The sequence below is a fragment of the Nocardia speluncae NBRC 108251 genome (assembly GCF_001613245.1).
Lineage (GTDB): Bacteria > Actinomycetota > Actinomycetes > Mycobacteriales > Mycobacteriaceae > Nocardia > Nocardia speluncae.
Genome location: NZ_BDBZ01000018.1, coordinates 41,141 through 67,509, shown reverse-complemented (window position 1 = coordinate 67,509; position 26,369 = coordinate 41,141). Strand labels below are relative to the sequence as shown.

Genomic DNA, 26,369 nt, shown 5'->3' with positions numbered 1-26,369 from the left:
CACACGGGCCACTGCAGAACACGCAACGCCCGCCGTCAAGGCACCGAACGAGAGGGCCGGCCGAGATCGACGGCCGAGAGTTCGTGTGCACAGGGCGGTTCGGCACCCGCACGCGCGCAGGTGACGGCGGCAGCACGGGCAGCGAAATCCAGTATCTGCCGCCAGGTGGTCTCGGGTACACCGGCCAGCGCGCCGGCGGACAGCAGGTCCAGTTCGGAAAGGGCATGCAGGAGCGCGGCGTTCACCGAATCGCCGGCACCGATGGTGTCGACGACACGTACGGGTTCACCTGGCACCGAGTACTCGCCCGCTCTCGTATGGACGGTCAGGCCCGCATCGCCCCGAGTCACCACGACGGCGCCCGGACCGGCCGCCAGCCAGCCGGCGAGGTCGTACCCGAGCCACTGCGCGTCTTCCTCGCTGAGCTTGAGCAGGGAAACCGACGGCAACATCCGGCCGAAGCGGGCCCGATAGGCGTCCGGATCCGCGATGAGTCCGGCGCGAATGTTGGGGTCCAGTGCGATGAACCGCCCGAGTCGCGCTTCCCGGCGCATCAGCTCCGTATAGGCACTTGCCCCAGGTTCGAGCACCAGTGAACAGGTGCCGAACGATACCGCCCGGGTCTCGGCGGGTAACGGCCCCGGGAGGGTGAACAGCCGGTCGGCGGTGCCCTCGCAGTAGAAGGTGTACGCCGCCGAGCCATCCGCGCCGAGGGACGCGACGGCCAGCGTGGTCGGCTCCGGTCCGCGCTGCACCAGGTCCAGGGATACCTGCTCCACAGCAAGCCGGTCGGTGAGCGATACACCGAAGGCGTCGGTCGAGATCCGCGAGCAGAAGGAAACGGTGGAGCCGAGACGAGCGAGTCCGATGGCTGTGTTGTACGGCCCGCCACCACGGGCGGGCAACAGCGGTGCCGAGGCGTCTCCGCTCACCTGGGGCACCAGGTCGATCAATGCCTCACCGGCGACGACGATCATGGTGCAGCCACGGTGACCAGCACCTTGACGTGCTCCGGCCGCAGCGCTGCGGCAAAGGCCGCTCCCGCTTCCTCCAACGGGTAGGTGGCGGTGACGATTGCCTCGGCATCGACGATGCCCGAGGTGATCAGGTCGAAGGCGGCGCGGTAATCGCCGACGGTATACATGAGGGAACCTTCGATGCGGATCTCCCGATCCTGCACCAGATCCAGCCGGATCGGAGTAGCCCCGGCGGCGCCGACGCCGACGACGATGATCCGGCCGCCCTTGGCGACGAGATCGACGGCCTGGGCCATGGATTGTTCGCGGGCCACACAGTCGAAGACCACATCGGCCGGACCGCCGAGGACGGCCTGCGCCTGCTCGGTCAGGTCCGCCGCGTCGGCCGGGAGCGCCTCGTCGGCGCCGAGCCGCACGGCCCGCTCTCGTTTCGTGTCCAGCAGGTCGGTTGCGACGATTCCGGCGGCACCGGCGTGCCGGGCCGCGGCCAGGACGAGTAGTCCGATGGGGCCGGCGCCCAGGACGGCAACGGTCCGGCCGGTGAGATCACCGGCTTTGGCGACGGCGTGAACGGGTGTGGCGAGTGGTTCGACGAGTGCCGCCTGGAGGTCGGACATCTCGTCGGGCACCCGGTGCACTCGGCCGGCGGCGATCGTGAACAGCTCGGCCATCCCGCCGGGGGTCTGACAGCCGAACACCTCCAGCTGCCGGCAGATGTTGTAGCGGCCGGAACGGCATTGGGCGCAGCGGCCGCAATACAGGTTCGGCTCGATGATCACGCGGTCGCCCGGAGCGAAGCCGCCGGCCCGCGCACCGGCGGCCTCGACCACGCCGACCACCTCGTGGCCGGGCCGGTAGGGCAGGTCGATGAAGGGGTGGTGTCCCAGGGCGGCATGCGTATCGGATCCGCACACTCCCACGACGGTGCTGCGAATGAGGAGTTCGTTATCGCCCGGCCGGGGTACGGGCACCTCTTCGAGGGTGATGTCGTCGATGGATCGGACGAGCACCCGGCGGTTCTGCGCAGGCATGGTCACGATATTCCGTTCGAGGTGGTGTCGGCACCGCGGTGCGCGGTGGCGGGCAGACGGTCCGCGCCGGGCGCGCTCGAAGCCCGGCCCGGGGCGGTTTCGCGGATCGACGTTATCGCGACCCCCAAGGTGACAGCAGACAGCAGCATCACGTAGAAGGCGGGCGAAAGCTTACTTCCGGTAGTGGATACCAGCCACGTGGCCACGTAGGGAACCGTGCCACCGAACGCCGCGACCACCAGGTTGTACGGAATGGCCATCGCACCACTGCGAATCCGCGCGGGGAACTGCTCGGCCATCATCGCACTCAATGCACCGTCGAACACCGCGATCAGCAGGCCCAGAATCAGCATGGCGACGATCGCCAGCACGACATTGCCCACCGACATCAGATAGAACGCCGGCCAGCTGAGCACGACGAACCCGGCACTGCCCGCGACGAGCATCGGTTTACGGCCGATACGGTCGGAGACGGCACCCATGATCGGTACGGCGATGGCGGTGGCACCGATGGTGACGGTCGTGATCGCGAAGGCCTGGGACGTGCTGAATCCGAGGTCGCCGCTGAGGAAGCTCGGCAGGAACGACACCAGCGCCCAGTGCGCGATCGCCTTGAGCAGCAGCACCCCGCACAGCACCAGCATCGCCTTGTAGCCGGTACGGAACGCCTCCTTGGTGGGTGATTCCGCGACTTCGCCCGCGGCTTCCAACTCCCGGAACTCCGGCGAATCCTCCAGTTTCATCCGGATATACAGGCCGACGAGACCCAGCGGCAGCGCGATCAGGAACGGGATCCGCCAGCCCCAGCCGGTCATCGCATCGTCGCCGAGCACCGTGATCAAGGCGAGCGCGAGCGCGGACCCGGCCACGGTGGCGATGAACCCGATCCCGTCCATCCAGCTCGTCATGAATCCCCGGCGGGTGCGCGGCGAGTACTCGAACAGCAGCGCCACCGCGTTGGAGGTCTCCCCGCCGGCGCCGAAACCCTGCACCATCCTTGCGATCACGAGCAGTACGGGCGCGAGGATGCCCACACTGTCGTAGGTGGGCAGCACACCCATCGCGAACGTCGAACCCGACGTCAGCAGCACCACGATGGCCAGCGTGCGCTGCCGGCCGATGCGGTCACCGAGCGGTCCGAAGAAAAGACCGCCGAGCGGCCGCAACACGAAACCGACGGCGGAGACGGCGAAGGTAGCCAGTAGCGCCGTCGTCGGGTCTCCGGAGACGAAGAAATTCGCGGCCAGGAACGTCGCCAGCAGCCCGTAGATGCCGACGTCGTACCATTCGATGAAATGACCGATGCCCGCCGCTACGAGCACCTTCCGGGCCTGCGGGGATATTTTCCGGCTTTCGGCCGCTACGTCGCTGCGCACTGCGTTCTCCTGAGATCTTCTACTGCACCGGCGACGTCACGCGGCCGCCTTGTTCCTGGATCGCTGTCCGGAGTTCCGTACCGCCCAGCTGCCGCGGCTGTTTCCCGCCGGCCGCCGCGAGCGCCGCGGCCACACCTGCGGCCTGCCCTGTCGCAGCACAGGTGGCACCCACCCGCGCGGAGCCGAGCGCTTCGCGGTCCACCGAGATACAGCGGCCGGCGACGAGCAGTCCGTCGGTGGTGCGCGGGAGCAGGCTGCGGTACGGAATCTCGTACGGGAGCGGCACGTACATGGCGTGCACCCCGACGTCCCCGGCCGGATGCACATCGATCGGCCAGCAGCCGACCGCGATGCCGTCGTCGAACCGGGCATCGGCGCGGATATCGTCGCCGGTGAGCGTATAGGTCCCGAGCAGGCGCCGGGTCTCGCGCACACCGATCTGGGTACTCGTTTGCAGCAGCCGCCCGTTCGCGAATGCCGGGCTGTGCTCGCGCAGCGCGTCGAGCATGACCACGGTGTCCTTGCGGCCGGTGATCTCGGCGCGGGTGAGTTCCGCCGCGTCGGAGGCATCGCCGATGACCCGGGTGGTATTCACCCAGGCGACATCTTTCTCCATACCACCGAACCACGGGCCGCCGAAGGGGGGCAGTTCCCCCCGGGAGCGGGCCGCCCGCATGGCGGTCACATCGAGATCGATATCGCGACGCGTGGAGGCATACCGGCCCAGCAGCGGCTCCTGCAGCAGGGTCGCCTCCGGGCCGATGGGGATGCGCACCGGTGCGGCGTGCTCGCGTCCGGGATCCGGTGTCACATCGCCGACGCGGAACGGCATGGTCATCGGCTGCAACGTGTTGCCCTTGACCCAGTCGGCACCGGCGCCGGCCACGATATCGCCGTTACCGGTGCAGTCGACGGTGACCGCGGCGCGAATGGCGCGCCGGCCGTCGACATTCTCGACGAAAACCCCTCGTACAGCACCGTTCTCGACGATCGGGCGAGCGCCCCAGGTGTGCAGCAGCAGGCCGATGCCCTCGGTTTCGATCATTTCGTCGGCGACCCGTTTCATCACTTCCGGGTCGGAGTTCAACACCCAGCCGTCACCGTCGACCGCACCGCCCTGTTTCGCGGCGCGCGCCAGCCACTCTGCGGGGACACCGTCCACGCACCGGTGGTAGGGCCGCAGCCAGGAGTTGTAACCGGCGAGTGTGAGAACCATGCCGGCGGTCCACATCCCACCGAGAAAGCCGTGCCGCTCGAGCAGGAAGGTGCTCGCTCCCGCTCGGGCGGCGGCAACAGCGGCACAGACACCGGCAGGTCCACCGCCGACCACGAGGACATCGACATCGGCCACAACCGGGATCTCCCGGGCCGGTTCATGCACCGTCGTCTGGCGTTTTTCCACGTTCGGCATCGCTATTTTCCTCTCGGTTCGTTGCGGTCGCCGCCGGCCGAGGCGCGAATCTTCAGCTCCGGCGGGAGGTAGATGGTCGCGGGCGGGGCGGTCGAACCCTGAATGCGTTCGAGCAGCAGTTCCGCGGCGCGGGCGCCGATCTCGTCGGCCGGGGGGCGGACACTGGCCAGCGTGGGTTGGAGATATGCGGCGAACGGCAGGTCACCGTGCCCGATCACCGAGACGTGCGCGGGCACGTCTATCCCCTTCTCGGCCAGTGCGCGGTACAGACCGAGTGCGAAATAGTCGCTGCCCGTCACTACCGCCGCGCCCGGTTCGAGCCTGCTCACCAACTGCTGGGCACACCGGTAGGCAGCGGCCGGATCCCACGGCAGCGCCCGCCGCTCGTCGGTCGACGGCGGCACCAGAGTGACGGTGTCGTCCTGCACCGCAATGTTGTGTTCGGTGAGCGCCCGGTGGAACCCCGCCCGCCGGTCGGCCGCCGAGGAGAACGGCACGTCCTCTTCGAGGAGATGAATGCTGGTGGCGCCGGTGCCGAGCAGGTGGGAGACGGCTTCGTAGGTGCCCCGTTCGTGGTCGACACCGACGAAATCGGAGTCGAAGCCCTCCAGCCCTCGGTTGACGAGCACGATCGGCACGCCGGAATCGCGCAACCGCTGCCAATGCTCTGCCCCCTGCTGCACGGGGGTCGCCACGGCCCCGTCCACTCCCCACCGCAGCAGTGCCTCCGCCGCTTCCCGCTCCGTTTCCAGGTCTTCCTCGGTCACCATGAGCAGCAGCGAATAGCCGTTCGCGCGGCAGCGCTCCTCGACAGCGCTGATCAGCGAGGCGTAGAACGGGTTCGCCGGATGCGTGATGACCATTCCCACCGTCATCGCTGCCCCGGAGACCAGCGATCTGGCCATCGAGTTCGGTACATAGCCGAGCCGGTCGGCCTCCGCACGGATCCGTGCTCTCAGCTCTTCACCGACCGAATCCTTGCCCGCCAGCGCCCGCGACACGGTCTTCACCGAAACCCCCAGCGATTCGGCGATCGTCTTGAGCGTCACCCGCGCGCCAGCCCGCATCATGATCCCTTCCAGCGTCGAAATGTGTAGGTAAACGTTTACCCAACCTACCGGGTTCGACCTGGGAGTAATCGTTGGGGTTAGCGCTTACCTTAGGGACCCCACACCTCCGCGTCAACGGTCGTGGCACCAGGTGAAGCTCACCTGCGCTGCGTGGCCGGTCCCGTCCACCCACCGGAAATACGGACCGGTGCAATTCGGGCAGAACCGATCCCGGGCCAGTTGCGACTCACCGAACGCGGCGCCGCGTCACCGTTCAGCAGACATCGAATCGGAACTCGGCCGAGTTCCGCAGTCGAGCAACTTCCGCAGCTAGAGCCGACCGCAATCCGGTCGAAGGGCGAACGCTCCGGCCACTTGACGATCTCGGCCTCAAGAGCGCGCTTCACCTACCCCATATGCGGCCATGAACATGTCGAGGAGTCCATCGATTGCCTTCTCGTCGACGGGTCGGGACGTGAGTAGCAAGCGGTAGTAGAGAGTTCCGCACAGTACCTCGGCGGCAAATTCCAGATTCACGTCGGCGACCAGCTGGCCTTCGCGCTGAGCTCTGGTGATCCGATCGAGGGTTCGCTGTTCGACTGTGGCGAGAAAACGTTCGTGCAACGTCGCTCTGAGCGCGGGGTCGGCTTGGGCTTCAGCGATGACCGCCCGGTAGACGGGGCCGATGGGCGGGGTGGAGAGGGCCTGACTGGAGCGCACGAACTGCTCTCGAAGATCCGCCCGGACCGGCCCGGATGTGCGGTAGTCGAGGTCGCTGACCCATACGACGCTCAGCGCGTCGAGCAGCAACTCCGCGATGGATGACCAGCGCCGATAGATGGTGTGTTTCCCGACGCCGGCCCGCCCGGCGATGGCTTCGACGCTGAGTCCCCGATAACCGACCTCTGTCGCCAGATCGAGGGTGACGGTGAGCAGCTCTCTGGTGCGTTCGGCACCGCGGCGCCGAGGTGTCGTGGACGAGTCGGCCATGCAACCGAGCGTACCGGCACGGTGCGTGCCGTTGACAAGCGTCCCGAGGTGGCGCAAGATGCGATTATCGACACGAACCGTGCCGATAATCGGCGGGACTGGAACCACGCTCGACCCGGCAGGAATAGGTCATCACCGGCCGGGTGCGGCCGGTACTACAGGGCTTGCCGAGCAACGACGAGTAAGAACAATCAGGAGGAGAACACTGTGAAGACCATGACCTGCCGTCAACTGGGTGGTCCGTGCGACTTCGAGCTGAGTGCGGAGACCGCCGACGAGATCATCAAGGCACAGGATCGGCACCTGCGGGAGGCCACTCGCGGTGGCGACAATGAGCATCTACAGGCCCACGAGGAAATGAAGGGACGCTGGAGGCATCCACTGAAGGCGATGGGGTGGTACCGCGACACCAAAAAAGCCTTCGCGGCGCTTCCATAGCCCTGGGAACAGGATTCAGACGTTGAAGCGGAATCGACTACGTTCCGGCACAAAGCAACGTCATAGCGAAGGCACGATGTACTCGCACTGCAGGTCGGACACCCTTGCGATGTGCTCGAAGTCGTGGTCCGCGGCAAGCACAGTCGCGTCGTTCACGATGGCGTAGCCGGCGATGAGGATATCGTGCGAGCCGGCCGCCCGGACGAGCCCCGTATTCCACAACGCTGCCTGGATATCGAGCACGAGCGATTCGTCGGGTGCATGCTCGAGCGGGAATCCGAGGGAGATCTGCTCTCGGTAGTGCGCATGCTCCTCGGGCGTCCGGGCACTGTGGCAGAATTCGAGCACCTGCGGCGGGCACGTGACGAACAGGTCGGCCGGCGCTCGCTCGATGCGCCGCAGCCGTGCTGTGATATTCGGATCTCCGGTGGCCAGTCTTGCCCAGACCGAGTTGTCGACCAGGTAGTCGGTCACGAGGACCGAGACTCGCCCGGAGAGACCACCGGCGAACCGAGCTCGTTATCGAGGTCGGCCAGTCCTGCGATACCGTCGATCATCGCGCCCTTCTGCTTCGAAGCGATGAGCCGGCGCAGCGCGAGATCGAGAACAGCCCGGTTCGATCGCTCGCCCGTCAGCGCTCGCGCACGCTCGATGAGCTGCGGATCCAGGTCGACACTGGTTACTGTCATGATGACCCCTCTCATTTCTTATATGAATGATTATATATAAGGCGAACGCTCGGGGCCACCCAGACTTCCGCTCGAGCATGAGGACCATGCAAAGGTCGGCAAGGATCAGCCTCGACGACCGCGGTACCGGCGGTGGGAGATTCCACGCGGTGTCCGCCGGGTCCCACACGATCGCGAACCTCTGCTCCACGGCATATCGGTGGGCTGCTTGATGAGGGTCGCACCGCGGACCGCAAGCTCAGCGATCACTTCCCCCCCCCCGGCGCTGCACAGACTCGAGCGAAGGCCAGCGCTCGATACTGAAACCTTGGCAGGCTCGGATCGGAGGGGCCCGATGTCACACTGAGTACGTCATATGCAGATTGAGCTGTCCTGACGTTCTGTCCGCCGAGTTGTGAGACTCCGATCCGTTCGATGGAAGGATCTCCTGGTTGAGGATTTCCTGCGCCTGCTTCGCGGCGTCCGCGAGGGTCTGCAGGTCGGCCAGATCGCCACCACATGCCGACTGTTCGGTGTTCGGTATGTACCGAACACCGAACACCTGCTATAAACAGAGCATGAGCGCGGCAAACGTATCCGACACGGTCACTCGACTCGCCGACGCGGTGGCCTCAGCCGGACTCGGCGCCCGAATCGTGCCTGCCCCCGAATCGGATTCCGGCACCGATGCATATCTACAGATCGATGATGGAACCCAGATCGCCATCCAGGTGAAAGCAGATCCCTGGTGGCCTCCCAGAATGTGCGGACACTGATCGACTCCGCGAACCCGCAGGCACGCCAGGATCCAGCTCTACTGGTAGTCGTCGGTGCGCGCATCACCGATGAGGCACGGCACGGCCTCGGTGACGCAGGTGTGAGCTGGCTCGATCTTCGAGGACAGCTCCACCTCGCTGCGCCAGGCCTGCTCATCCACACTGACGTCACGCCTATGGTCGGGAGTCCGCGGAGAGCCCGCGCCTTTTCGGGACAGGTCGGGATCGAAGTCGCCGCCACGATGCTCATCCAGCCACACGTTCCTGTCCGGGTCCGGCAGCTCGCGCAACGACTCAACCGCGCTCCCAGCTCGGTCTCGGCTGTCATCACCGCTCTGCGCGACGCAGGTTTGATCGACGCGAACAATCTGCCGCAAACACCTGAACTATTCTGGGAACTCGCAGCCGCGTGGGAACCCGAGACGCTCGACGTATCTCGACTACCGGTAGACGACGCCACCGTCGACGATGCGCTCCAGATCAACAGCACTGACACGGCCGAATCTGGATGGGCGCTGAGCGATTCCCATGCCGCAGCTGTCTATGGAGCCCCGGTTGCGATTCGCGCCGAGGCCCCGCCGGACTTCTACGTGCCCGATACTCGAATCCTTCGTCGCGCTGCGAAACTGCTCGGCCCCGTTACTCACGGCCGAGCCGACCGTGCGGCCACTCTCCGAGTCGCACCCATCGGTTACATATGCAGTAACCGCGTGACCCCAGCAGACAACAGCACCCGCGCCCACGAACCTTGGCCACTCGCACACCCACTCTTCGTCGCACTCGATCTGGCGCAGGACCCTGGTCGTGGACGCGAGGTCTTGGGACTGTGGACACCACAGGAGGAAACAGCCCACCGTGTCTGGTGATCCCGTAGTCGTTCTGGCAGGCGCTTCGATGACAGCTCTTGTCCACGCGATACCCGAAACGCAAGCTCGAACCGGTCGGCCCATCACCGTGATCGGCGGCTTGGCTGTGATATGCCGGGTCAGCAGCCCGCATCGGGCGACCAGTGACCTCGACACCGTGAACCGCCGGCGCAGCGGCGAGGTCAGCCAACTCGAATTACTTGTGGCCAGTACCGGTCGTGCCAGTGAAGCTGCAGTCCACCTTCGATCGCGGCGCAGACAAGGAAGCGACCGACCTCCTCGATATCGTCCGACTCACTCTCGATCGCGAGTGTGGTCCAACAGCACGCTCGCAGCTGGCCGGGGCCGCGGACCAGCTAAAGAAGGACGTCGCCCAGCACGTCGACTTTTGCTTCGAGAGCCGCCGACCGAGGACGTTGAAGCTGATCCAGCAGGTTCCCGAGGGCAGAGACACCGAACTGGATGACCTTGCCCTGGTACACGAGCTGCTGACCCGGACCGTGCTGAACTGACCTTCAACTCAGAACCACACCGAGCAGATTCCTCGGGTTCGAGCGGAGGCAGCCGTGGGATTCCTTGGCTACACAGGCTCGATCTCGGTCTTCGCGTAGGCAACCGCCTGGACGCCCGGGAGTCCCTGATTTCCCCAGCCAGGATCAGACGTTGAAGCGGAATTCGACTACGTCGCCGTCGGCCATAACGTAGTCCTTGCCTTCCATACGGACCTTGCCCGCCGCCTTGGCCGCCGCCATCGACCCGGCCTCGACCAGATCGTCGAACCCAACCACTTCGGCTTTGATGAAACCGCGCTCGAAGTCGGTGTGGATCACACCGGCCGCCTTCGGGGCGGTATCGCCCTGGTGGATGGTCCACGCGCGGGCTTCTTTCGGGCCGGCGGTGAGGTAGGTCTGCAAACCGAGGGTGTGGAAACCGGCCCGCGCCAGGGCGTGCAGGCCCGGTTCGGTCTGGCCGATGGATTCCAGGAGTTCGGCAGCGGACTCGTCGTCGAGTTCGAGGAGTTCGGATTCGACCTTGGCGTCCAGGAACACCGAATCAGCCGGCGCCACAGAGGCTTTCAGCTCCGCGACCTTGGCTTCGTCGCTGAGCACCGACTCGTCGGCGTTGAACACGTACAGGAACGGCTTGGTGGTGAGCAGCGACAGTTCCTTCAGGAGTTCACCGTCGATCTCTTTCGCGGCGTGGAACAGAGTCCGCCCACCGTTGAGGATTTCCTGCGCCTGCTTCGCGGCGTCCGCGTACGGTTTGCGGTCCTTCTTGACCTTGGCTTCCTTCTCGAGACGGACGACCGCCTTCTCGAGGGTCTGCAGGTCGGCGAGGATCAGCTCGGTCTCGATGACCTCGATATCGGAGGCCGGGTTCACCTCGCCGTCCACGTGGACCACATCGTCGTCGGCGAAAACGCGGACCACCTGGCAGATGGCGTCGGCTTCGCGGATGTTGGCGAGGAACTTGTTGCCGAGGCCGGCGCCTTCGGAGGCGCCCTTCACGATGCCGGCGATATCGACGAAGGACACCGTGGCGGGAAGGATGCGGGCCGAGCCGAAGATCTTCGCGAGTTCGTCCAGGCGGGGGTCGGGCAGCGGAACCACGCCGACGTTGGGCTCGATGGTCGCGAAGGGGTAGTTCGCGGCGAGCACGTCGTTGCGGGTCAGCGCGTTGAACAGCGTCGATTTTCCGACGTTGGGCAGGCCGACGATTCCGAGGGTGAGACTCACGAGGACTGGAGTCTACGCGGGACAACGGCCGGGCCGGCGGTCGGCCGGGGAACTCGCCCGCAGACGGGGCGGCGAAGGCGGCGGACGTCAGGCGCTCACCCGGCTGTTCGGTGCGGCCGAGCGATCCGGCGGCACGTTCGTGCTGGACGGCATGGGCGGCGATGCGCTCGGCAGCGGCGTAGCGTGACACTCATGGAGCCGACCTCTCAGGTGGTGACGGCCCACCCGGCCCCAGCGCTGGCCGCCTTCATCGACGGATATATCGGCTATCGGATGACCGGGTTCGAAGCGGGCCTGCATCGCGGGCTGCCGTCCCGGCATATGACGTTCATCGTGGCCATCGGACCGGTCATCGACGTGATCAGCCAGAGCGACGGCTGCCAATCCCCGGACAACTACCGCTGCGTGCTCGGCGGCCTCCAGGACACCCCGGCGATGATCGCGCACGACGGCACCCAAGAGGGTGTCGCCGTGAAGCTCACCCCGATGGGTTGCCGGGTGCTGTTCGGGCTGCCCGCTGCGGAACTGTGGAGTACCTCGATCGAATTCGGCGATCTGATCGGTGCACCCGGGCGGCAACTATGGGAGGAACTCCAGGAGCATTCCGGCTGGCCACAGCGGTTCGCGGCCTGCGACCGGGTGCTCACCCGGCTGCTGATGCCGGAACGGGCCGTCGGCCCGGAGCTGTCCTGGGCGTGGCGGGCGGTGGCGCGGTCGCACGGGACGGTGGGCGTCGAGCGGCTCGCCGAACGTATCGGGTGGAGCCGGCAGTACCTCACCAAACGGTTCAGCAGCGAGTTCGGGTTGAGCCCGAAGGTGGCGGGGCGGATCGCTCGGTTCGAGCGGGCCAAGCAGATGCTGCTCAACACCCCGTCGTTCGTTTCGATCGCGCAGGTGGCCGCCGCCTGCGGGTACTACGACCAACCGCATCTCAACCGGGAGTTCGCGCGGCTCGCCGGTTGCAGCCCGACGCAATGGCTGGCCGAGGAGATTCCATCCGTCCAAGACCCGGGGCTCGCCGGCGAGCCAGGCTGAAACCATGACAGCACCGGAGCAAACCACTACGACAACCACACCTGCGCCGACCGTCTGGCCGTGCCTGGTATTCCGGGACGCCCGCGGCACCGCGGACTTCCTGGTCCGGGCCTTCGGCTTCGAACTGACCGCGATGTATGCCCGCGACGACGACCCGTCGGTTATCGAACACGCCGAACTGCGCTGGCCCGCGGGCGGCGGAATCATGTTCGGTACTGCGGGCAAAGACGGCGGCCTGCCGGAGCGGCGCACGCCGGGAACCGAGTCCGTGTACGTCGTGTGCAGCGACCCGGACGGCCTCTACGAACGCGCCACCGCCGCGGGCGCGGAGACGATCAGGGGAATGAAGGACGAGGATTACGGGTCGCGGGGGTTCACCGTTGCCGACCCGGAAGGCAACTACTGGAGCTTCGGCACCTACCGGGGCCAGTGACAGGGCCGCGACCGGCACCCGGGTGCGCTACCCCGGTATGGACCTGTTCCGCGTCGCGGACGGCCGGCTCGCCGAATACTGGCCGCACGGCGCCGATCTGTCACTGATGCAGCAGCTGGATGCACTGGGGTGATCGGCACACTCCCGTCTTGACCTTCAACCTGCTCGAAGCCCGATGATGGGCGGGTGCCCGAATCCGACCTGATCACCATCGGTGCGTTCGCCCGCTCCTGCGGTATCACCGCCAGCGCGCTGCGGTTCTACGACGACTCCGGCCTGCTCGCGCCGGCCGGGGTCGACGAGAGCACCGGCTACCGCTACTACGCGCCCGAGCAGGTGGCTCGGGCGGTGACCATCCGCCGGTTGCGGGATATCGATATGCCGTTGGACGGTATCGGCCGGGTGCTCGCCGCCGACGCATACGACGCGGTCCGGCTGATCGACGAACATATGGCGCGGCTGGTCGAACGCACGCAGCAGGCGCGGCGAACCGCCGAGGTCGTCAAGGCCGCCCTCGGGGAGTCGTCCGGATGGCCGGTGGCGACAGTGCGCGGGCCGGTACTGGCGGCGGCCGTCGAGCAGATCCTCGCCGCCACCGGCACCGACCCCGACCTGCCCGTACTGACCGGCGTCCGGTTCGAGACGACGGCCGAATCCCTGACGCTCACCGCGACCGATCGGTACCGGTTGTCCACCCGCACGGTCGTCCCCGAGCAGGCCGGCTCGGCCGACTGGGCGGCGACGGTGGACGGTGGCGATCTGAGCACGGTGTTGCAGGAGATCCGCCGGGCCCACCTGGTGGATCTCGAGGCCGGCGAGCACAGCGTCCGGTTCCGTTCGGCCGATGGAGGCGTCCGCACTTGCCGCACGCTGCCCGAACCCTTCCCCGATCACCGCGCTCTGCTGGCCTCGCTGCCTGCGGCACAGACCCATGTGGTGGTGTCGAAACACGAGTTGACGATCGCGCTGGAACGGCAGCGGGCGCGCTATCTCCGGATCACGGTTTCGCCCGGCTCGCTGGCGGTTTCGGATCCAGCCGCGGAATCCGTAACCGAACTGTCCGCGCAGGTCACCGGGCCACCCGGCGACCTCGTCTTCGGTTTCACCATCCTGCACCCGGCCGTCGCGACAGCCATCGGCCCCGATGTGCGGCTCGATATCGGCGGCCCGCGGGACCCGATGGTCGTCCGCTCCGCGGACAACGGCGATCTCACCACCCTGGCCATGCCGGCCGACCCCACAGTTGTCGACGCAGAGAACGGATCCCGGAATTGACTACCGACCAGCTGTCCCCCGACACCACCATGAACGCGATCACCGAGGCCGTCGCACTCGGCCGCGCCGGTGATATCGAATCCGCCCGCACCCGTCTACTCGAAATCTGGTCCGAGATCGGCACCGCCGGCGACCGCCTGCACCGCTGCGCCCTCGCCCACTATCTGGCCGACCTGTACGACGATCCCGCTCAGGCCCTGGCCTGGAATATCCGGGCGTTCGATGCCGCCGACACCCTCAGCGACGATCGTGTGCAGCAGCACCACTCGAGCCTTCAGGTGGCAGGCTTCTACCCCTCACTGCACCTCAATCTGGCCGACGATTACCGGCGCCTGGGGTCGTGGGAGGCGGCCACCGAACAGATCATCGCTGCCCGGGCACATCTGCATGTCCTACCGGACGACGCCTACGGAGCGATGATCCGCACGGCGCTGGACGAAGTCGCGGCGGCGATCACGCAACGATCCACTGCCCGCCGCCCGAGCGCTCCGGGGCCGCAGTCCTGAACGGATCTGCACTGGCATACCTCTGTCCACACCCTCCGCACCGGCACCGCAGCGATTTCCCCGGGCCACGGCGGCCCGGTCCGGGAGGCTACACGGTCGGCAGCGGCTGTCTAGGGTCGGTGAATGAGTTCTTACCGCACCGTCGTGCGGGTGCTGTATGCCGGCGTCGCGGCCGTGCTCACGCTCCTGATCCTCGTCCCGCAGGTACGGCTGTACCGGGATGATCAGCCGCGCACGGATATCGTGGCCCAACTGCATTTTCTCCGGTCCGAGCTGGAATCCGGGCTCGGGCAGGAGATGCAGGGCATGTTTCCCGAGGGATATTTCTTCTCGCATGCCCTGTACGGGCTGGCGTGGACCGATATCGGGCGCGGCGATCCGTCGTACCGGGACGAAGCCTTGCGAGAGGCACGCTGGGTGCTGAGCCGGCTCGAAACATCCGCGGGGCGAGCAGGTTTCGATGCCGGCCTGCTCCCGGCACACGGAGTCTTCTATACCGGCTGGTCCAACCGGTTACGCGGGGCGGTGATCGAACTCGCCGGCCCCGGCGCACCGGAGACAGCGCGGTTCACCGCCGATTGCGCGACGCTCGCGGCAGCTTTCGGGGCGGACGGGCCGTTTCTCCAGGCATATCCGGGGCAGGCATGGCCGGTCGACAGCGTGGTTGCCGTCGCGGCGCTGCGATTGCACGACCGGGTGGTCGAGCCTCGTTTCGAATCGGTGATATCCGAATGGCTGGTAGCGGCCCGCGGCCGAACGGACCCGGCGACCGGATTGCTTCCGCACCTGGCAGCCCCCGCAACCGAGGGCGCGCGCGGCTCATCCCAAGCGCTGATCCAGCGATTCCTCCCGGAAATCGACAGCACCTGGGCCGACGAGCAGTACGACGTATTCCGCCGCACCTTCGTCGACACCCCGCTGGGCCTGCCCGGGGTGCGGGAATATCCGCACGGGCACGACGGTGCGGGCGACGTGGACTCCGGGCCACTGGTTCTGGGAGTCAGTGCCTCGGCCACGGTGGTCGCTCTGGGCGCTGCCCGCGTGCACGGCGACCGTTCGTTGTCCGGGCAGCTCACCGGTCTCGGCGAAGGGCTCGGTGTACCGATCACTTTCGGCGGGTCCAAACGCTACGCCTTCGGCATCCTGCCGATCGGCGACGCCTTCCTGGCGTGGTCCTTCGCCGCGCCTGCCGCTGCCGTCGAGCCCGCTTTTGCGCCGGTGACCGCCCGGTGGTGGCGTTTACCCTGGCACGCGCTCGCACTCGCGCTCATCGCATTGCTGTGGTTGCCGGTGATCCGCACACTCGCCCGGAACTCATCGGGATCCGATGCCGGGCAGGCCCGCAGGACAGTGCGCCGCCGCGGTCAGCTCGCGACGAGCTTCGCGAAGTCGGGGGCGTAAACGGTCATCCAGTGCGGGCGCAACCGGAAGAAGACGACGTCGTTGTCCCAGTCGAAGCCGTCGTCGCCGTACTGGTCCTTGAGGTAGGCGAGCAGTTCGGGCCACTCGGCATCCGGCTCGCCGCGCGCCGGGTTCAGGACCTCCGCGGCGCCGTGCGTGAACACGCCCAGCTCCTCACCGTCCATATGCGCGACGCTGGCACCCGGACGCGCAGTGAGATGGCGGGCCTTGGCGGCGTTACGGGCAGTGCCGAAGTACCAGCGGCCGTGCAGAAAGTGCCCGTCGACGCCGCTGATCCGTGGTTCGCCTTTGGCGGTCACGGTGGACAGCGCCAGCGTGCGCATGCCGGTGAGGACCGTGGTGAGCTGTTCCGCGGTCAAGGTGCGGTCGGCGGCGATGATCGAACGCAGGTGGGTGGTGGAGCCTGCGAGGGACGAGTCGAGCAGGGTCTGCAGGTCGGCCAGTTCTTCCGGGGTTTCGCGCATTGCCCCACCGTAAACGCGCCCGGGCCCGTCACGGTTGACCGAAATTGCTCTCTTCGGTATCGGCGCGGGAACCGGGCGTCGTCCGCTCGGCGCGCCACAGCGACCGTTCGGCGCAATCGTCCGACCGCCCGGTACCCATCGGTTAACTTCATGTGACAGCCATGTCCGCTCGCTGTACAGGAGTTGCCCGATGGGGACAATCGAATACCTGAAGACCGACCCTGATCGGCCACCGGTCGGTGTGGTCGACCGTTCCCCGATCACCCCCGCGAAGAAGGCGATCTTCGCGGCCATCGGGGTGCTCGGTGCGGCGGCCTGGACGATCCTCGCGATCACGCGCGGTGAGTCGGTCAATGCCGTGTGGATCGTGATCGCCGCGGTCTGTACGTACATCATCGCCTACCGGTTCTACGCCCGGCTGATCGAATACAAGGTGGTCAAACCCCGCGACGATATCGCGACGCCCGCCGAGATCCTGGACAACGGCAAAGATTTCATGCCGATGGACCGGCGGGTGCTTTTCGGACACCATTTCGCGGCCATCGCGGGGGCGGGTCCGCTGGTCGGGCCGGTGCTGGCGGCGCAGATGGGGTATCTGCCGGGAACGATCTGGATCATCGTCGGTGTCGTATTCGCCGGCGCCGTCCAGGACTACCTGGTGCTGTGGGTGTCGATGAAGCGGCGCGGGCGCAGTCTCGGCCAGATGGCGCGCGACGAACTCGGCGCGATCGGTGGTGTGGCGGCGATCATCGGCGTGCTGGTGATCATGATGATTCTGCTGGCGGTGCTCGCACTGGTGGTAGTGAATGCGCTCGCGGAAAGCCCGTGGGGTGTCTTCTCCATTGCGATGACCATCCCCATCGCCCTGTTCATGGGTATCTATCTGCGCTATCTGCGGCCGGGGGCGGTCGGTGAGATCTCGGCGATCGGTTTCGTGCTGCTGATCCTCGCGATCGTCGCGGGCGGCTGGGTCAACGAGAACGAGACCTGGGCGGGCTGGTTCACCTTCTCACCGGTCACCATCTCCTGGATGCTGATCGCCTACGGTTTCGTTGCCTCGGTGCTGCCGGTGTGGCTGCTGCTGGCCCCGCGCGACTATCTGTCGACCTTCATGAAGATCGGCACCATCGGGCTGCTGGCCGTCGGCATCCTGATCACCATGCCCGTGCTGAAAGCACCCGCGATCTCGGAATTCGCCACCTCGGGCACCGGCCCGGCGTTCGCGGGCAGCCTGTTCCCGTTCCTGTTCATCACCATCGCCTGTGGTGCATTGTCCGGATTCCACGCACTGGTGTCGTCGGGGACGACGCCGAAACTGCTGGAGAAGGAATCGCACGCGAAGATGATCGGCTACGGCGGCATGCTGATGGAGTCGTTCGTGGCGGTGATGGCCCTCATCACGGCCTCGATCATCGACCAGCATCTGTATTTCGCGATGAACGCCCCGACCGGCGCGACCGGCGGTACTGCGGAAAGCGCCGCCGCCTACACGAACAGTCTGGGCCTGTCGGGGCCGCCGACCAGCGGTGCGGCACTCGACCAGGCCGCCGTGGATGTCGGCGAGGAATCGGTGATCTCCCGCACCGGCGGCGCGCCGACCCTCGCGATCGGCATCTCGGAAGTGTTCGCGGGATTCCTCGGCGGCGCCGGGATGAAATCCTTCTGGTACCACTTCGCGATCATGTTCGAGGCCCTGTTCATCCTGACCACGATCGACGCGGGCACCCGCGTGGCACGGTTCATGCTCTCGGATTCGCTCGGTAATCTGCGCGGCCCGGCCCGCAAGTTCTCCGACCCGTCCTGGCGGGTCGGCGCCTGGCTGTGCTCGGCGATCGTGGTGGCCGCCTGGGGCTCGATTCTGCTCATGGGTGTCACCGACCCGCTGGGCGGTATCAACGCCCTGTTCCCGCTGTTCGGTATCGCCAACCAGCTACTGGCGGCGATCGCGCTGGTGGTGGTGCTGACGATCCTGGTGAAGAAGGGCCTGACGAAGTGGGCCTGGATCCCCGGCATCGCGCTGGCCTGGGATCTGATCGTCACCATGACCGCCTCCTGGCAGAAGATCTTCTCCGCCGACCCGAAGGTGGGTTACTGGAAGCAGAACAGCATCTGCCGCGCCGCCCGCGACGCCGGCGAACTCTGCCTGACCGCCAAAACCCCCGGCGATGTGGACGCGGTGATCCGCAATACGTTCATCCAGGGCGCGCTGTCGATCATCTTCGCGGTGCTGGTGCTGATCGTGGTGCTCGCCGGCGCGTGGGTCTGCTACCGGGCCTGGAAGTCCGGTGGTACGTCCACCACGGAATCTCCGGAGGAGCCGTCGAAGATCTTCGCGCCCAGCGGTTTCCTCCCGACCGCCGCGGAGAAGAAAGTGCAGAAGGAGTGGGACGAGCTGATCGCCGAAGGTGAGGTCGCGGTGCCGGGCGCGGCCCACACGGGGGTACGCAGTTGATCCGCCGCGCCGCCCCGGACAACCGCCCGGACACCCCGCCACGCCGCACACCGTGGCGTGCGGGAGCCGCCGCGGTGGTCCGGGCGGTGCGGACGGTCGGCTGGTACATGGACTCCGTCGTCGGCGGACAGGACTACCAGCGATACGTCGCCCACAGGCGCCGGGTCCACCCGGGCAAGCCGATCGCCGACGAACGCGCGTACTGGCGTGAACGGTACGACGACGCGGAACGAAATCCGGGCGCCCGCTGCTGCTGACCGCCGGCACCTCCGCGACACACCCGCCGCGATGTCCGTTTTCCGCTAGCCACGGCCCGCCCGGCCTGACATCGTGAATCGGGTGAGCATCACCGTCCTGGATTTCGAGCGCTGCTACCGCGCCGTCACCGCGCGCGACTCCCGGTTCGACGGGCAGTTCTACACCGCCGTCCGCACCACCGGAATCTACTGCCGCCCGTCCTGCCCGGCGATCACCCCCAAACCCGCGAACGTGACCTTCCTGCCGACGGCGGCCGCCGCGCAGCAGGCCGGTTACCGAGCATGCCGGCGCTGCCTGCCCGACGCCGCGCCGGGTTCACCGCTGTGGAACACCCGGGCAGATCTCGCGGCCCGGGCCATGCGACTCATCGGCGACGGAGTGGTGGAACGCGGCGGGGTCTCGGCGCTGGCCGCGACGCTGGGCTATTCACAGCGCCAGCTCACCCGGGTGCTCACCAGTGAACTCGGCGCCGGCCCGCTCGCGCTGGCCAGGGCCCACCGGGCGCATACGGCGCGGCTGCTCATCCAGACCACGGAGATGCCGATATCCGATATCGCCTTCGCCGCGGGTTTCGCGAGTATCCGCCAGTTCAACGACACCGTGCGCGAGGTGTTCGCGGTGAGCCCCAGCACGATGCGCGCGGAGGCCCAGCGGCGCAGTCGCACGGATTCGCCGCGGCAGGGTCGCGCCGAATCGGCGAGGCGAGGTCGCTCCGGGTCGGAGTGGCAGAGTCGCGCAGACGGGCAGTGGGCGAACGAGCCGGGAGCCCCCACCACCTGCGGCACACTCACCTTGCGCCTGCCCTACCGCGAACCACTGGACCGCGACTGGCTCGAATGGTTCCTGTCGGCCCATACGACTCCCGGCCTCGAACTGTGGCAGACCGGGCCGGCCGGCGAAGGCACCTACCTGCGCAATCTCCGCACCCCGCACGGTTACGCGGGGATACGGCTCAGTGTGCTGCCGGGCCATGTCCGCGCGGAACTGGCATTGCGCGATATGCGCGATCTCGCGCCCACGGTGGCGCGGATCCGGCATCTGCTGGATCTGGACGCCGATCCGGTCGCCATCGACGAAGCACTCCTGCACGCTGGGCAGCTGCCCGGCGCAGGCGCGACCTTCACCTCGGGCATCCGAGTACCCGGATGCGCGGACCCCTCGGAATTGTTGTTGCGCACCATGATCGGGCAGCAGATCTCCGTGGCGGCCGCGAACACCCATACCGCCCGCCTGGTCGCCGCACTCGGCGAACCCACCGACGGGCCGATCCCGCGACTTTTCCCCACCGCCGCCGCGATCGCCGAGAACGGCGCAGAGGTGCTGGCCGGCCCCGCCCAGCGCATCCGGTCCATCACCGCCGCCGCGGCCGCACTGGCGAGCGGCGAACTGGTATTACACCAGGGCCGGACGGCCGCCGACCTGCGCCGCGATCTGCTGGCACTCCCGGGCATCGGCCCGTGGACCGCCGACTACGTGACCATGCGGTTGCTCGCCGATCCCGACATCCTGCTCACCACTGATCTCGTGGTCCGCCGCGGCGCCGCCCGGCACGGGATCGATCTATCCGACTCCACGCGCTGGTCGCCCTGGCGCTCCTACTTGTCCATGCAACTGTGGCGCTCCGAGCTGCGTGCCCGCGCCGCCTCCGCGAAAACCGCCGATTCCGAAGCGAAAGTGAGTACCTCGTGATGTCCGCCCCCACCGTGTCCCCCACTCATACCGGCACAGCCGATTTCGCGACAGTCGACACCCCACTCGGCCCGTTCACCACCGTCGTCGCCACAGACGGCGCGGTACTGGCGGCCGGCTGGACCGCAGCACCGGAGGACTTGCGCGTTCTCGTCCACCCCACCCTGCGCCCGGACGACCTGCGCGCCCGCACCGAACTCGGCTCGGTAACAGCGGCCGTCACCGCTTATCACCAGGGCGATCTCACCGCGATCGATACCGTCCCGGTACGGCAGCAGTCGGGGGAATTCCTCGCGCACGCCTGGGATGTGCTGCGCACGGTTCCCGCCGGAAACCCGATCTCCTACACGGCTTTCGCTGCCCGCGCGGGCCGTCCGGCCGCCACCCGCGCCGCCGCCGGGGCCTGCGCCCGCAATGCCGCGGCGCTTTTCGTTCCCTGCCATCGAGTGCTGCGCACGGACGGAACCCTGGGCGGTTTCCGATGGGGGCTGCCCGCCAAGCGCTGGCTGCTCGACCACGAGTCTGTCGGCTGACGGCACGAAACAGCTCGACCGCGGCACGGGCGGCCGACGGCAGTTCACCGATGTGTGAGCACAGTCCGGTTCTGGATCCGTCGCCGATCAGACGACGGTGGCCTGCACTCGGGAGCCTTGGGCGCCGCGGATTACGTGGAGGCGGCTGGGGATGCGCTGGCGCATCTCGTCGACGTGGCTCACCAGGCCCACCACGCGGCCGCCGTCACGTAACTCGTCGAGCACGCCCATCACCGCGTCCAGCGTATCGGCGTCCAGGCTGCCGAAGCCTTCATCGATGAACAGGGTGTCCAGAATGATCCCGCCCGCCTCGGCGGCGACGGTATCGGCCAGGCCCAATGCCAGCGACAGCGAAGCCATGAATGTCTCGCCGCCGGAGAGTGTGCGGGCGGGGCGGACGGCACCGGTGTAGTCGTCGTGGATATCGAGCCCCAGGCCGCCCCGCCGGCCGTGCGTACCGGCACGGTCGGTGTGCACGAATTCATAACGCCCGCCCGACATCCGGCGCAACCGCACCGACCCTGCCACCGCGACCTCTTCCAACCGGGCCGCGAGCACATAGGACCGTAGCGACATCCGCCGGTTGTTCTCGCCGCGGCCGGCGACCACCTCGGCCAGCTCCACCAACTCCTGGTGCGCCCGCTGGGCCGGGGTGATCAGGTCCACGGCTGCCCACAACTGTCCGCACAGCGTTTCCAGCCGTGTCACCCGCTGCACGGCGGCCCCGTGTACGGCCACCGCCTCGTCCAGCGCCTGCCGGGCCTTGTGGACGGCCTCCGCGAGTCCGGCCTGATCACGGGGCTCGATGGCCGCCGCCGCCTGGATCTCCGGTTCATCGACCACGGCCTGCGCGGCCGCCCGCAACTCTTCGGCGGCGGAAAGGGCCGCACGGAGGGTTTCCTGCCGTTCCCGGGTTCGGGTCGCGGCGGCGATCAGGGACGCGTACCAGCGCAGCGCGGCCAGTAATGCCGCGCGAGCAGGGGCCGTTCCCGACTCCCTGTCCGTCCCCGGGGCGCCGGTCGCCCCTGCGACACCCGCCACCTCCGGAACACCCGCCACCCCCACGCCACCGGTCGCCCCCACGCCACCCGCCACCTCCGGAACACCCGCCACCCCCACGCCAGCGGCCGCCCTTTCGCCGACCGATGCTGCGGGGGCGCCGGCAGCAGTCGGACCGTAGTCGGCACCCGCACCCGACCTGACCGCTGATGACTCGCCCGGTCCGGCCGAACCAGGCCCGCCCGGCGCGTCGGCGGCCGCCGCAGCTCCGGCTTCGCCCGATGCGCGGGCCGATACCGCGCCGTCGACGGCGCGCGTCCGTGCCGCACGATCATCCGTGGATATCGCGGGCCGAACCACGTTCTCGATCGCAGTCTTACCCGAGTCGAATCCTGCTGCTGCCGCAAGCTTTTCGAGGCGCGCTACGCACCCTGCCACCCTTTCCCAGGCGGCCCGCGCGGCCGCCAGGGTTTCGCGCCGGTCCCCGGCGGCGGCGATCAGCGCGTGCAGGCGTTCCCGGCGGCGCCCGATCGTTCGGTCCCGGCCGGCCGCGGTGCGCAGTTTGTGCTCGATCTCGGTGAGCCGGTGCTGTCCCGCCCGGATCTGCGCAGCCACCGCACCCGCTTGTGTCTCGGTCTCGCGGAGGGAATCGTGCAGCCGGTTCTCGTCCGCGCGCAGACGCGTGATCTCGGCGGCGCATTCGCCGGTCGTGGCGGCCAGTTCTTCCGCATCACCGCGACGGTCGGTGGCCCGGTCCAGTGCGGCGGCCAGTTCCGCCCGGTCGGTATCGCCGCCGCGTGCGGCGAGGGCTTCGATCTCGCGTTCCACCGCGGCCATCGCGCTCTGGGCGCGTTCCAAGGTGAGGTGAGCGGCGTGTTCGGCCGCGACGGCCGCCGCTTCGTCCGCTTCGGAGACCGCGGTGGTTGCGGTCCGCGCAGGCTGCGGATGGTCGGCAGACCCGCAGACGGCGCACGCCTGCCCGTCGACGAGGTGCCCGGCCAGTTCCGCCGCCATCCCGGCCAGACGCTGCGCACGCAGGTCCAGCACCCGCTCGCGGGCTTCCAGATGGCCCGCCCGCGCCGCGTCCGAATCGACGCGCGCCCGATCGAGCCCGGTTCGCGCACCGGCCAGTTCGACCGCGGCAGCGGCCGCTTGCTGCAACCGCTCGTGTTCGGACCGCAGTCCGGGCAGCGCCGCCTTTGCATCGTCGGCCTCCCGCGCCCGTGCCTGGGCAGCTGCGAGGATCTCCGGTAGCTGCGCACGGCGAGCGGACAGTTCGGCCGCCCGTTCGCGCAGCCGCGCATCGGTTCCGTGGAGTTCGCCGAGTTCGGCCCGCGTATTCTCGGCGTCCGCCGCGTCGGACCGAATTTCCTCGAGTTTGCCCAGGAGCGCGCTCCAGCCGCGGATCGCGGTATCCAGCGTGAGATCCTCGTCCGGACTGTCCGACGCGGGCCGCGTACGAACGCTGGTTGCGGTGCGCCCACTGAAATCACCTGCCACGCCGGGCCCGGTCGCCTCGTCGGCTTCGGCTTCGGCCGGTAGCACCAGGCGAATTCCCGGAACATCCGAGCTGTCGGGTTCATCGGCCAGTCGGGCCAACCGCCGCGCCGCATCGTCGGCTTCCGTGTCACGACCCCGCGCGGATTCCACGGCCGCCTCGGCCTCTGCCAGTGCAGCGGCCACCGGTTCGGCGCGCCGGGCACGTTCCAGTTCGGCCCGGTCGGCTTCGCGCTGCCGGCCTCCGGCCGCGTAGTCGTCGAGCTGCCGGCGGGCGACAGTGAGACGGTGACGGCGCTCGGCCGCCCGCCGTTCGCTTTCGGCCTGTTCGTCGGCGTCCGCCGATTCCTCCCGGCGCAGCGCCAATTCGCGTTGCGCCATTTCCAGATCGCCGCGGGCGGTGGTCAGCAGATCCTGTGACCATTCGACAGCATCGAGAATGTCGATTCGTTCGGTGCGGTCGATACCGGCGGTCACCGCGACCCGGGTGATCAGGTCCTCGACATTGCGCTGCTGCGCCCCGATCTGTTCACCGGAATTCTTGCGTTGCGCGGCGAGCCACTGTTCGGCCTTGCCGAAACGGCCGGTGTCGAACAACTTTTCCAGCAGTCGTTCCCGATCCTCGTTCTCGGCGCGCAGGAAGCGAGCGAAATCTCCCTGCGGTAGCAGGACGACCTGGAAGAACTGGTCGGCGCTCATTCCGAGCAGGCGGATGATCTCGTCGCCGATCTCGTTGATCCGCGCCAGATTCGTGCCGCGTCCGTCCAGCCAGGCGAGTGTGGCCTTGGCGTTCTCCACCCGGGTTCCGCTGCCGCGTAGTTTGGGCCGTTCGAATTCCGGGCTGCGGATTATCCGGACCCGGCGGCCACCCAGGGTCGCCTCGAGATTCACCTCCGGCCGGGTTTGTGCGGGCGCGTGATCGGAATGCAGGCGTTTGTCCCCGCGAGCGCCCGGGACCCGGCCGTAGAGCGCGTAGGCGATGGCGTCGAGGATTGTGGTCTTTCCCGCACCGGTGCGGCCGTGGAGCAGGAACAGCCCGTCCGCGCCGAGTTCGTCGAAGTCGATCACCGTGGTTTCGGCGAACGGGCCGAACGCCGTCATCTCCAGCCGATGCAGTCTCATGCCGTGAGTTCCGTTCCGGCGTCCGCCGGTTCCGCGGTCGCGTCGCCGCCGGACTCGGGCTCACGCACCGCAGCGGCCATCGCTCGGGCCAGCCACTGCATCTCCGTTTCGCGGGGTTCGCCGCGGACATCGCCGAGAAAGGTGCGGGCGATATCCGTATCGTCGCGGCCGCGCACCCGCTCCCGGTATTTCAGGGCTGTGCCCGCCCGTGGGCGTTCCCATTCCACATGCACCGCATGCGGAAACCGTTCCCGCAGTTTCCGCATGGCGTCCACCGGCCGGGCGTAATCGGTGAGGATCACCGAGACGTAGTGCTGTTCGGCCGGTTCCCACTCGGAATCGCCGAGCAGATCCGCCAGGGTTCCGGTGAGTTTGCTCAGACCGCGCACCTGCGGCAGTTCGTGTTCTCGCACCCGGGCCGGACCCGCGGCGTCGAGATCGACCAGCCATACCTTCTTCCGGTGTGTGCTCTCGCCGAACGAATACGGCAGCGGCGATCCGGAGTAGCGCACCGATTCGGCCAGTGTCTGCGGGGAATGCAGGTGTCCCAGGGCCACATAGTCGGCCGCGAGTTCGGTGAACAGCGACAGCGGCACCGTCTCCACTCCGCCCACCGAGATGGAACGTTCCGAACCACCGGCCGTCCCGCCGACCACGAAGGCGTGCGCCAGTAGTACCGCCCGAGTTCCCGGACGCTCCGCGATATCGGCGCGGATGCGGGCCAGCACCGCCGCCAGGACCTCGGTATGGGAGCGGGCCTGCGGAACCCCGAGTTCGGCCCGGCATATCTCCGGCTCCAGGTAGGGGATCCCGTAGAACGCGACCTCACCGTGCGCGTCGGACAGCAGGATCGGCCGGTGCGAATCGGCCACGGTGGTGCGTAGATACAACCCACCGGCGGCCGCGAAGCTGGCCCCGGCCCCGAGCCTGGTGGGGGAATCGTGGTTACCCGATGTGGCCACGATCCGTGCCCCGGCAGCACGAATCGCCTCGAAACCCCTGTTGCACACAGCGATGGCGTCGGCGCTGGGGATCGACCGGTCGTAGACGTCGCCGGGCAGCACAACGGTGTCCGCCCCCTCCGCGGCGACGAGTCCGGCGATCGCCTCCAGGACCCGTTCCTGGTCGGCCAGCAGGTCCACGCCGTGGAAGGTGCGCCCGATATGCCAGTCCGACGTATGCAGGATTCGCATGACCGCGAACTTAGGGCAACCCACCGACACCTTTCAATGCGAATCCGATTCCCGGCGCCGCCACACCGGCAACACGCCGACGTCGTTCTCCGCCCGCCGATCCGGCGATATCGCGCGCCGGTGACGGTGACTCAGTCCCGCCCTTGTCTCGAATGAGCCATCATGGCGGGCGC

26 protein-coding genes are annotated in these 26,369 nt (G+C 67.8%); 14 read left to right on the top strand and 12 right to left on the bottom strand.

Annotation, left to right across the window (positions count from 1 at the left end):
* Window positions 1-35 precede the first annotated feature (35 nt).
* From NS6_RS17740 to NS6_RS17715, 6 genes are all read right to left on the bottom strand, one after another.
* The gene (locus NS6_RS17740; protein ID WP_068043236.1) at window positions 36-977 is read right to left on the bottom strand and encodes a carbohydrate kinase family protein; all 942 of its coding nucleotides are present in this window, start codon (window positions 975-977) and stop codon (window positions 36-38) included.
* The gene (locus NS6_RS17735; protein WP_068043233.1) at window positions 974-2,008 is read right to left on the bottom strand and encodes a zinc-dependent alcohol dehydrogenase; all 1,035 of its coding nucleotides are present in this window, start codon (window positions 2,006-2,008) and stop codon (window positions 974-976) included. The genes NS6_RS17740 and NS6_RS17735 overlap by 4 nt, the downstream gene beginning before the upstream one ends.
* A 2-nt stretch (window positions 2,009-2,010) precedes the next feature.
* Window positions 2,011-3,384, bottom strand: coding sequence for an MFS transporter (locus tag NS6_RS17730; RefSeq protein WP_084471153.1), 1,374 nt, complete (start codon window positions 3,382-3,384; stop codon window positions 2,011-2,013).
* A gap of 19 nt (window positions 3,385-3,403) precedes the next feature.
* Window positions 3,404-4,795 carry an FAD-dependent oxidoreductase gene (locus NS6_RS17725; protein ID WP_068043230.1) on the bottom strand — a complete coding sequence of 464 codons (1,392 nt, stop codon included), beginning with the start codon at window positions 4,793-4,795 and terminating at the stop codon, window positions 3,404-3,406.
* Between the two features lie 2 nt (window positions 4,796-4,797).
* A complete protein-coding gene (locus NS6_RS17720) occupies window positions 4,798-5,865 on the bottom strand; it encodes a LacI family DNA-binding transcriptional regulator (RefSeq protein ID WP_068043228.1) in 1,068 nt (355 codons plus the stop codon).
* A 369-nt stretch (window positions 5,866-6,234) separates the two neighbouring features.
* A complete protein-coding gene (locus NS6_RS17715) occupies window positions 6,235-6,834 on the bottom strand; it encodes a TetR/AcrR family transcriptional regulator (RefSeq protein ID WP_068043399.1) in 600 nt (199 codons plus the stop codon).
* A 216-nt stretch (window positions 6,835-7,050) separates the two neighbouring features.
* Here NS6_RS17715 and NS6_RS17710 point away from each other — a divergent pair, with 216 nt between their 5' ends.
* Window positions 7,051-7,272, top strand: coding sequence for a DUF1059 domain-containing protein (locus tag NS6_RS17710; RefSeq protein WP_210746989.1), 222 nt, complete (start codon window positions 7,051-7,053; stop codon window positions 7,270-7,272).
* A 60-nt stretch (window positions 7,273-7,332) separates the two neighbouring features.
* Here NS6_RS17710 and NS6_RS17705 read toward each other — a convergent pair whose 3' ends face one another.
* Window positions 7,333-7,746, bottom strand: a complete 414-nt coding sequence (locus NS6_RS17705; RefSeq protein WP_068043223.1) for a PIN domain-containing protein — start codon at window positions 7,744-7,746, stop codon at window positions 7,333-7,335.
* Window positions 7,743-7,961 carry a type II toxin-antitoxin system VapB family antitoxin gene (locus tag NS6_RS17700; protein ID WP_068043397.1) on the bottom strand — a complete coding sequence of 73 codons (219 nt, stop codon included), beginning with the start codon at window positions 7,959-7,961 and terminating at the stop codon, window positions 7,743-7,745. The genes NS6_RS17705 and NS6_RS17700 overlap by 4 nt, the downstream gene beginning before the upstream one ends.
* Window positions 7,962-8,688: 727 nt before the next feature.
* On the opposite strand from NS6_RS17700, the gene NS6_RS17685 reads away from it, so the two are divergent.
* Together NS6_RS17685 and NS6_RS17680 are read left to right on the top strand one after the other, a co-directional pair.
* Window positions 8,689-9,582 carry a helix-turn-helix domain-containing protein gene (locus NS6_RS17685; protein WP_157112813.1) on the top strand — a complete coding sequence of 298 codons (894 nt, stop codon included), beginning with the start codon at window positions 8,689-8,691 and terminating at the stop codon, window positions 9,580-9,582.
* Window positions 9,583-9,800: 218 nt separating this feature from the next.
* Window positions 9,801-10,094 (top strand): hypothetical protein, encoded by a 294-nt coding sequence (locus NS6_RS17680; protein WP_157112812.1) that lies wholly within the window; start codon window positions 9,801-9,803, stop codon window positions 10,092-10,094.
* A 144-nt stretch (window positions 10,095-10,238) separates the two neighbouring features.
* Here the strand turns inward: NS6_RS17680 and ychF are convergent, their stop codons facing one another.
* Window positions 10,239-11,318: a redox-regulated ATPase YchF gene (gene ychF / locus NS6_RS17675; RefSeq protein WP_068043215.1), complete on the bottom strand. Its 1,080-nt coding sequence runs from the start codon at window positions 11,316-11,318 to the stop codon at window positions 10,239-10,241.
* On the opposite strand from ychF, the gene NS6_RS34815 reads away from it, so the two are divergent.
* The 6 genes from NS6_RS34815 (at window position 11,308) to NS6_RS17650 (ending at window position 15,968) form a co-directional block, all read left to right on the top strand.
* Complete coding sequence (locus NS6_RS34815) at window positions 11,308-11,505, top strand: hypothetical protein (RefSeq protein WP_157112811.1); 198 nt, start codon at window positions 11,308-11,310, stop codon at window positions 11,503-11,505. The genes ychF and NS6_RS34815 overlap by 11 nt on opposite strands.
* A gap of 5 nt (window positions 11,506-11,510) precedes the next feature.
* Window positions 11,511-12,353 carry a helix-turn-helix domain-containing protein gene (locus NS6_RS17670; RefSeq protein ID WP_068043213.1) on the top strand — a complete coding sequence of 281 codons (843 nt, stop codon included), beginning with the start codon at window positions 11,511-11,513 and terminating at the stop codon, window positions 12,351-12,353.
* A 4-nt stretch (window positions 12,354-12,357) separates the two neighbouring features.
* Entirely contained in the window at window positions 12,358-12,786 is a 429-nt protein-coding gene (locus tag NS6_RS17665; RefSeq protein ID WP_068043211.1) for a VOC family protein, read from the top strand.
* Between the two features lie 186 nt (window positions 12,787-12,972).
* Window positions 12,973-14,061, top strand: a complete 1,089-nt coding sequence (locus NS6_RS17660; RefSeq protein WP_068043210.1) for a DNA polymerase III subunit beta family protein — start codon at window positions 12,973-12,975, stop codon at window positions 14,059-14,061.
* A complete protein-coding gene (locus NS6_RS17655) occupies window positions 14,058-14,567 on the top strand; it encodes a hypothetical protein (protein WP_245669400.1) in 510 nt (169 codons plus the stop codon). The genes NS6_RS17660 and NS6_RS17655 overlap by 4 nt, the downstream gene beginning before the upstream one ends.
* A 123-nt stretch (window positions 14,568-14,690) precedes the next feature.
* Window positions 14,691-15,968 carry a hypothetical protein gene (locus tag NS6_RS17650; RefSeq protein WP_068043207.1) on the top strand — a complete coding sequence of 426 codons (1,278 nt, stop codon included), beginning with the start codon at window positions 14,691-14,693 and terminating at the stop codon, window positions 15,966-15,968.
* Here NS6_RS17650 and NS6_RS17645 read toward each other — a convergent pair.
* A complete protein-coding gene (locus NS6_RS17645; protein ID WP_068043205.1) occupies window positions 15,932-16,453 on the bottom strand; it encodes a pyridoxamine 5'-phosphate oxidase family protein in 522 nt (173 codons plus the stop codon). The genes NS6_RS17650 and NS6_RS17645 overlap by 37 nt on opposite strands.
* A gap of 190 nt (window positions 16,454-16,643) precedes the next feature.
* Between NS6_RS17645 and NS6_RS17640 the strand changes: the two genes are divergently transcribed.
* The 4 genes from NS6_RS17640 to NS6_RS17625 all read left to right on the top strand — a co-directional run bounded on the left by NS6_RS17640 (window position 16,644) and on the right by NS6_RS17625 (window position 21,385).
* Window positions 16,644-18,905, top strand: coding sequence for a carbon starvation CstA family protein (locus NS6_RS17640; protein ID WP_068043204.1), 2,262 nt, complete (start codon window positions 16,644-16,646; stop codon window positions 18,903-18,905).
* A complete protein-coding gene (locus NS6_RS17635; protein WP_068043202.1) occupies window positions 18,902-19,162 on the top strand; it encodes a YbdD/YjiX family protein in 261 nt (86 codons plus the stop codon). Before NS6_RS17640 ends, NS6_RS17635 begins: the two co-directional genes overlap by 4 nt.
* 73 nt (window positions 19,163-19,235) lie before the next feature.
* Window positions 19,236-20,852, top strand: coding sequence for an Ada metal-binding domain-containing protein (locus tag NS6_RS17630; RefSeq protein WP_068043200.1), 1,617 nt, complete (start codon window positions 19,236-19,238; stop codon window positions 20,850-20,852).
* The gene (locus NS6_RS17625) at window positions 20,852-21,385 is read left to right on the top strand and encodes a methylated-DNA--[protein]-cysteine S-methyltransferase (protein WP_068043198.1); all 534 of its coding nucleotides are present in this window, start codon (window positions 20,852-20,854) and stop codon (window positions 21,383-21,385) included. The genes NS6_RS17630 and NS6_RS17625 overlap by 1 nt, the downstream gene beginning before the upstream one ends.
* 87 nt (window positions 21,386-21,472) lie before the next feature.
* Here the strand turns inward: NS6_RS17625 and NS6_RS17620 are convergent, their stop codons facing one another.
* Together NS6_RS17620 and NS6_RS17615 are read right to left on the bottom strand one after the other, a co-directional pair.
* The gene (locus tag NS6_RS17620; protein WP_068043196.1) at window positions 21,473-25,003 is read right to left on the bottom strand and encodes an AAA family ATPase; all 3,531 of its coding nucleotides are present in this window, start codon (window positions 25,001-25,003) and stop codon (window positions 21,473-21,475) included.
* Window positions 25,000-26,196, bottom strand: coding sequence for an exonuclease SbcCD subunit D (locus NS6_RS17615; protein WP_068043195.1), 1,197 nt, complete (start codon window positions 26,194-26,196; stop codon window positions 25,000-25,002). Before NS6_RS17615 ends, NS6_RS17620 begins: the two co-directional genes overlap by 4 nt.
* Here NS6_RS17615 and NS6_RS36245 point away from each other — a divergent pair.
* Window positions 26,195-26,320 carry a hypothetical protein gene (locus NS6_RS36245; RefSeq protein ID WP_281211422.1) on the top strand — a complete coding sequence of 42 codons (126 nt, stop codon included), beginning with the start codon at window positions 26,195-26,197 and terminating at the stop codon, window positions 26,318-26,320. The two genes, NS6_RS17615 and NS6_RS36245, sit on opposite strands and share 2 nt — an antisense overlap.
* Window positions 26,321-26,369 lie beyond the last annotated feature (49 nt).

What these genes read in the sequence shown, in the direction of transcription:
- NS6_RS17740 (WP_068043236.1), bottom strand. Translation starts at nt 977, where the DNA reads ATGATCGTCGTCGCCGGTGAGGCATTGATCGACCTGGTGCCCCAGGTG.
- NS6_RS17735 (WP_068043233.1), bottom strand. Translation starts at nt 2,008, where the DNA reads ATGCCTGCGCAGAACCGCCGGGTGCTCGTCCGATCCATCGACGACATC.
- NS6_RS17725 (WP_068043230.1), bottom strand. Translation starts at nt 4,795, where the DNA reads ATGCCGAACGTGGAAAAACGCCAGACGACGGTGCATGAACCGGCCCGG.
- NS6_RS17720 (WP_068043228.1), bottom strand. Translation starts at nt 5,865, where the DNA reads ATGATGCGGGCTGGCGCGCGGGTGACGCTCAAGACGATCGCCGAATCG.
- NS6_RS17715 (WP_068043399.1), bottom strand. Translation starts at nt 6,834, where the DNA reads ATGGCCGACTCGTCCACGACACCTCGGCGCCGCGGTGCCGAACGCACC.
- NS6_RS17710 (WP_210746989.1), top strand. Translation starts at nt 7,051, where the DNA reads ATGACCTGCCGTCAACTGGGTGGTCCGTGCGACTTCGAGCTGAGTGCG.
- NS6_RS17700 (WP_068043397.1), bottom strand. Translation starts at nt 7,961, where the DNA reads ATGACAGTAACCAGTGTCGACCTGGATCCGCAGCTCATCGAGCGTGCG.
- NS6_RS17670 (WP_068043213.1), top strand. Translation starts at nt 11,511, where the DNA reads ATGGAGCCGACCTCTCAGGTGGTGACGGCCCACCCGGCCCCAGCGCTG.
- NS6_RS17665 (WP_068043211.1), top strand. Translation starts at nt 12,358, where the DNA reads ATGACAGCACCGGAGCAAACCACTACGACAACCACACCTGCGCCGACC.
- NS6_RS17650 (WP_068043207.1), top strand. Translation starts at nt 14,691, where the DNA reads ATGAGTTCTTACCGCACCGTCGTGCGGGTGCTGTATGCCGGCGTCGCG.
- NS6_RS17645 (WP_068043205.1), bottom strand. Translation starts at nt 16,453, where the DNA reads ATGCGCGAAACCCCGGAAGAACTGGCCGACCTGCAGACCCTGCTCGAC.
- NS6_RS17640 (WP_068043204.1), top strand. Translation starts at nt 16,644, where the DNA reads ATGGGGACAATCGAATACCTGAAGACCGACCCTGATCGGCCACCGGTC.
- NS6_RS17625 (WP_068043198.1), top strand. Translation starts at nt 20,852, where the DNA reads ATGTCCGCCCCCACCGTGTCCCCCACTCATACCGGCACAGCCGATTTC.
- NS6_RS17620 (WP_068043196.1), bottom strand. Translation starts at nt 25,003, where the DNA reads ATGAGACTGCATCGGCTGGAGATGACGGCGTTCGGCCCGTTCGCCGAA.
- NS6_RS36245 (WP_281211422.1), top strand. Translation starts at nt 26,195, where the DNA reads ATGACCGCGAACTTAGGGCAACCCACCGACACCTTTCAATGCGAATCC.
- NS6_RS17615 (WP_068043195.1), bottom strand. Translation starts at nt 26,196, where the DNA reads ATGCGAATCCTGCATACGTCGGACTGGCATATCGGGCGCACCTTCCAC.